Consider the following 5076-nt stretch of genomic DNA (forward strand, 5'->3'; position numbering starts at 1 on the left):
TCATCATTACTAGAATGCATGATGAGTGTTGGTGCTGTTACTTTCGGCAATTTTGCCTTCACATCTCGAGATAGATATAGCATTTCAGCCAAAGCAGGATATGGATTATTGGCTAATCCCGCCGCGGCACTATCGCCATCCAACATACTACTTGAAACCGCTTGGCGAATTTTTTCATCTTTTAAACCATAAGGTGGTTCTTCTGCAAACTTCTTATCTTGAAAAATTCCCAAACGCTTAAACCATGTCAGTAAGAAAAAGAAATGTTTTGCATAAAATGGCATGCTCCACCCATCATATTTGAATGTTGTCGCATAACAAATTACACCATCCACCATTTTAGGCTCTTCTGCAGCAAGTTTTAATGCCAAAACTGCCCCCATGGATAAACCACCTACAAATAGATGATCGACTTCTTTTTTTAACTTTTGAGCAGCGTCTACAACGCTTTGATACCAATCAGAATAAGTCGTTGCGTTTAAATCAGCTTCATCGCCACAATGCCCTGCAATTTGCATCGCATAGACATAACATCCTGCACGATTCAACCCTTTTGCAGTAATGCGCATTTCATTAGGTGTACCTGTCAAACCATGAATCAATAACACCCCCACTTTACGTCCTTCTACTGCCTCACCTTCTAATAGGAAGCTTACATCTTTAACCATAATTATTTTTCTCCCTACTTAGGATAATGACTCTATAATATCTGAAAAACTATGAATCGGCTGATACCGAATACCTTTGTTCTCACAATATTGAATTAATTTGTCTTTAGCATATACCAAGTTAACTTCATGAGATACGCAATAATCAGAAGAGCCATCCCCTACGTAAAAAATTTGATCATAGGCGTGATAAAGCGCATCCGATTGCTGACATTTACAATTGCCACTTTTTTTCTTGCATGATTCAGCTGAATAAGGAAATTCTAATGCCCAACTGCGCTCGCCTGTGTTCACTAAATGGTTAGCCAAAATCGGCATATCAGGAATATTGTTATATGCCAAGATTTTCGCAATCGCATAATCCAAGCCATCACTCACGATTTGAATCGGAATATTTTTGGCCTCGGCAAATGCAACAAATTCTCTAAAAGCAGGATCAATGGCAATGTCTGCCAAACAATTATCTAATTGTGCTTGATTCATATCCAATAATGCCACTTGCCCCGCCATACATTCTTTGGAACCTATTTCACCTTGTTCCCATGCTTCTTCAAGCTCAACCACACCTTCTTTACCAAAACGCATTAACAATTCATCCGTGACATCTTTTAAACTAATTGTGCCATCAAAATCACATAAAAAAATGGACGTCATCATCTAATTTTCACCTTAAATCTTAATCTCTATCATTATTGACTAGTCAGTATTTATTTTTATCAATAATCTTTCATTCAATTGATTTTGTTGCTGCTGCCAAGTCACAATATCCACTTGTGAAATTGCCACTTGCTGATCTAAACCACTTAAAAATCTCTTCCACCATGCCTGATATTCATAGATTGATACTTCACCTGTAATATCACTGCCGATCAAATTAGGTTGTAAAATATCAATAATACCCATCACATCATCTTCTAATAAAATGCCCTGATCCCAATTTGTTTGCACAACTTCAGGTGCAAAAACATCTTTATCAATGGATAAATAAGCATCCAGTGATGTACTTTGCAATTCTGTTGTTAATGCTGTCATCATTGATTCTTTTGTTTCAAAAGAACGGAAACTATCCATCAACCCAATAGTATTCGCCCAACTAGTATCAACGCCAATACACCAATTGGTCAATTTCTTTTGGTACAGTGGTTTTAAACGTGTTTCCCATGAATGCTTGACGGTTACATCACTTGATGTAATCCCCACAACATGTATATGGCTAACCCAAGGTAAATTAGCCACATAAGAAATCCAAGAACCACAATGAATACCAAAAGGGAAACGCATATTGTCAGGATGATTATCCAATACCACAACTTGAAATGGTTTCTGAGCTTTTTGTGATAATCTATTGATTAAATAATAACTTAAATGATGGTAATCACCGCTTCCCATTAGAACAGTATGATATTCGTCTGGCATATTTTGATCTAGAAATGAAGTCAATGCATCCCATTTTTTCATACTACAGCCAAACCGAATCTGTTCTTGAAGCGCAGTTAAGTTAATTGATTGTACAGATTGAATTGTTACACTGTTATCAAAATTCAGCACTAATGATTCTGCCATTATTGACGCTTCTCCGATAATTGCTCCAATGTTAATGCATCGCTTTCAAAATAACGACTCAACGGTTTCAATATCGCACGTAATATTGGGTTTTTCACATAAACAGCGTGTTGCGTCAAAGTAAAACTTGCCCCTAAATAAGATTTAATTTCAGGATCTGTCCAACCTGCAACATAATGCGTTAAACCTTGCTTTAATGCATATTCGAGATTATGAAACCAGCTTAAATAATAGAGATTTTTATCACGCGCTTGGGGATACACAAATCCCACATATTTATCAATCAACTTATGATTCACTTCATAACAAATGTTATAACCAATCAGCTGATCTTGATGATAGTAAGTAAAGACAATTCCATTACTGGATTGATCTTGTAAAATTGTCGTAAAAAACTCTCGGCTCAATTGATCAAAATGAATTTCACTTTGCTGAAATACGTTTAGATACAATTCATAATATTGCGCTAACAATGCTTCATCTTGAAATGATTCATCACCCAACATAACTTTATTAATCACGACATCGGCACTTTTACGTAATTTACGGCGCATATCTTTTCTTCGGCCGCTTGATAACCGCTGAATATAATCATCTATAGATGAAAAATCTATCGGAACCCATGCTAATGCTTGTCCTGACAACACAATAAAACCAATCTCACGAAGTGCTTTCAACAAATTTTTTGCATAACGATTATCTTCATCACACAATAATGGTGAATGCGATGGAATATCTTTAACGATTGTCAAAGTATAATCTTGAGCATAAGTCTTTTGTATAGATTCAGCCGTCATTGATTCAGTTTGATTATGAGGAAATAACGCATATTCAGAAACCGTAGTACCAATAAAACACGCTTGAACCGATAACCATCGCTTCCATAGATGATATAAAGGCATACGAGTTATTTTTTGGCGAAAATCATCTTCTGCCGTCGTCAATAAATCAAACTTGGCACTAAATACAGGCAATCCTTCCGTATAATCCAATATCTTAAAATGATAAGGTGGATGCAGCTGAAAACTGTGAATCAATTCATTTGGTTCGAGTTGATTTCTATACCGCACAATGCCTCCAAAAAAGCTATCCCCTTCAAATCATTGAAGAGGATAGTCATCTATGAGATTGAATGAATAAAAATTCTTAAGCTTTTTTAGCGCGAGTCAGTAATTGATCTAATAACGCTAAGCCTTGATCAATTTCTTCTTTAGAAATGTGCAATGATGGCGCAAGCGTGATCACGTTTTTGTAGTAACCACCCACATCTAATACCAAGCCCATTTTACTACCATTCCAATCCAAATCGCCCGCTAAGCCGATATCTACCATTTTATCCAACAGTGCTTTATTCGGTGTAAAACCATCATCTGTACAAATTTCTGCACGCAATGCTAAGCCCAATCCATCCACATCACCAATTTCAACATGGCGTTTTTGAAGTTCACGCAAACCTTCTAAGAAATATTCCCCTTTTTCAGAAACCATTTTTTCATAGTCGATTTCTTGCGTCATTTTCAATACCTCTAAACCCAATGCTGTTCCTAATGGATTTGATGCAAATGTTGAATGTGTTGATCCTGGTGGAAATACTTCAGGATTAATTAACTCTTCGCGTGCCCACAATCCACCTAACGGATTCATACCATTTGTTAATGCTTTTGCAAATACAAGAACATCTGGTGTGACATCAAAATGCTCAATCGCCCATAACTTACCTGTACGATAAAAGCCCATTTGGATTTCATCTACAACCAAAAGAATGCCATATTGATCCAATACTTTCTTTAAGCCTTTAAAGAAATTACGCGGTGGAATTACATAACCGCCTGTGCCCTGAATTGCTTCGACATAAAATGCTGCATATTCTGCTTCAGAAACTTTCGGGTCCCAAACGCCGTTATATTCTGTTTCAAATAAACGCGCAAATTCATTAACACATTTTTCACCATATTCTTCTGCTGTCATACCTTTTGGGCGGCGGAATGGATAAGGAAATGGAATAAACTGTGCTCGCTCACCGAAATGGCCATAACGACGGCGATAACGATAACTTGATGTAATAGAAGATGCCCCCAAAGTACGGCCATGATAACCACCTTCAAAGGCAAACATTAAGCTTTTACCTTGAGTTGCATTACGAACAATTTTCATAGAATCTTCAATGCATTGCGAGCCGCCCACATTAAAATGAATTCGCCCAGGCAAACCAAACTTCTTCTCCATATCCTGCGCGATCGTTTTTGCCAATTCAATTTTTGTCGGATGCAAATATTGGCTAGCAACTTGAGGCAATGTATCAATCTGTTGTTTGAGTACATTATCTAAACGTTCATTCTTATAACCAAAGTTAACCGCTGAATACCACATCTGTAAATCTAAATAGGGCTTATCTTCTGCATCAAAGAGATAACTGCCCTCACAATTTGTAAAAATTTTCGGAGGATCGACATAATGAACAGTATCACCAAATGAACAATATTTTGCTTCATCCAATAGTAATTGGCGCTCATCGATTTGTTGCTTTGACATTTTATTATCTCCATTGAACATAAGTTTATAACTTATAAATGATTGCGCTTAGAACTGATACAAAACTCCAAGTTTCAGTAAAGAGCTCTCTTTTTTATTCACCATTGGGCTATTTCTAACTTTTTTACTTAAATATTCATAACGCCCTGTTACAGACATTTCCCACTGAGGTGCCACTTGATAAACAACACTTAGCTCAGCATAAGGATTAATGCCTGCTTTACTTTTGTATTGAGTTAATCCTGAACGATAGGATTCATTTGCTGAAATACCATAATAGTAATTATTATAACGACTGTTATAACCCACAATG

The 5076-nt window shown here is 36.6% G+C and carries 6 protein-coding genes; all 6 read right to left on the bottom strand.

The features are described 5' to 3' along the window. A partial coding sequence (locus BZK14_RS12485) for an alpha/beta hydrolase (RefSeq protein WP_077926793.1) occupies window positions 1–668 on the bottom strand: 668 nt, incomplete at its 3' end. Window positions 669–686: 18 nt separating this feature from the next. Further along, the gene (locus tag BZK14_RS12490; RefSeq protein ID WP_245831362.1) at window positions 687–1325 is read right to left on the bottom strand and encodes an MtnX-like HAD-IB family phosphatase; all 639 of its coding nucleotides are present in this window, start codon (window positions 1323–1325) and stop codon (window positions 687–689) included. Between the two features lie 39 nt (window positions 1326–1364). Further along, window positions 1365–2231 (bottom strand): hypothetical protein, encoded by an 867-nt coding sequence (locus BZK14_RS12495; RefSeq protein ID WP_077926794.1) that lies wholly within the window; start codon window positions 2229–2231, stop codon window positions 1365–1367. Further along, entirely contained in the window at window positions 2231–3301 is a 1071-nt protein-coding gene (locus BZK14_RS12500; RefSeq protein ID WP_077926795.1) for a GNAT family N-acetyltransferase, read from the bottom strand. Before BZK14_RS12500 ends, BZK14_RS12495 begins: the two co-directional genes overlap by 1 nt. Window positions 3302–3377: 76 nt before the next feature. Further along, window positions 3378–4763, bottom strand: a complete 1386-nt coding sequence (locus tag BZK14_RS12505) for an aspartate aminotransferase family protein (protein ID WP_077926796.1) — start codon at window positions 4761–4763, stop codon at window positions 3378–3380. A gap of 48 nt (window positions 4764–4811) precedes the next feature. Further along, the coding region (locus tag BZK14_RS12510) for a MipA/OmpV family protein (RefSeq protein ID WP_171973732.1) at window positions 4812–5076 on the bottom strand (265 nt) is incomplete at its 5' end.

Source organism: Wohlfahrtiimonas larvae (genome assembly GCF_002006755.1).
In the GTDB taxonomy this organism is placed as follows: Bacteria; Pseudomonadota; Gammaproteobacteria; order Cardiobacteriales; family Wohlfahrtiimonadaceae; genus Wohlfahrtiimonas; species Wohlfahrtiimonas larvae.